The organism is Cobetia sp. LC6 (assembly GCF_030264805.1).
GTDB lineage: Bacteria > Pseudomonadota > Gammaproteobacteria > Pseudomonadales > Halomonadaceae > Cobetia.
In genome coordinates this window covers 1-527 of record NZ_JASSPL010000039.1, presented here as the reverse complement: position 1 = coordinate 527, position 527 = coordinate 1, and the positions used below count along the sequence as shown (strand labels likewise).

Sequence of the window (527 nt, the reverse complement as noted above, 5' to 3'; positions counted from 1 at the left end):
AACCCCAAGGGGTCTGTCAAGGATTACGAATCTGTCGGACCTCTCCGACATATCGTTTGATGGAGATGTGCTTGGCGCACAGTCCATCGTCAGCATGATTCACATTGTTAAAGAGCGGCTGTTCAGAGAACAGTGAGAAGTCACACAACCTTCACGAGGAAGGCGATATGCTTGTCACTGTGGACTGTGCAGCGTTATCAGGTAGTAGAAGCCAAACCGGACTTTCATGGTGGAGCCAAGCGGGATCGAACCGCTGACCTCCTGCGTGCAAGGCAGGCGCTCTCCCAGCTGAGCTATGGCCCCAAAAGTCGGCAAAACCGTGTCGACAAAAGCACGAAGCTTTTGGTGGGTCTGGGCAGATTTGAACTGCCGACCTCACCCTTATCAGGGGTGCGCTCTAACCAACTGAGCTACAGACCCGACACTACTACTCGATAAACTAACTTGATCAGGTAATTCGTTGTGAGCACTTGCCGCGAGCGATAGACAGTGTCGATAAGGAGGTGATCCAGCCCCAGGTTCCCCTA

General features: G+C 52.8%; 2 tRNA genes. Both read right to left on the bottom strand.

The features are described 5' to 3' along the window. Positions 1-227: 227 nt before the first annotated feature. Positions 228-303 (bottom strand) — tRNA-Ala (locus tag QQF40_RS17025). A 40-nt stretch (positions 304-343) separates the two neighbouring features. Beyond that, positions 344-420: transfer RNA gene (locus QQF40_RS17020), tRNA-Ile, on the bottom strand. Between the last annotated feature and the right edge of the window lie 107 nt (positions 421-527).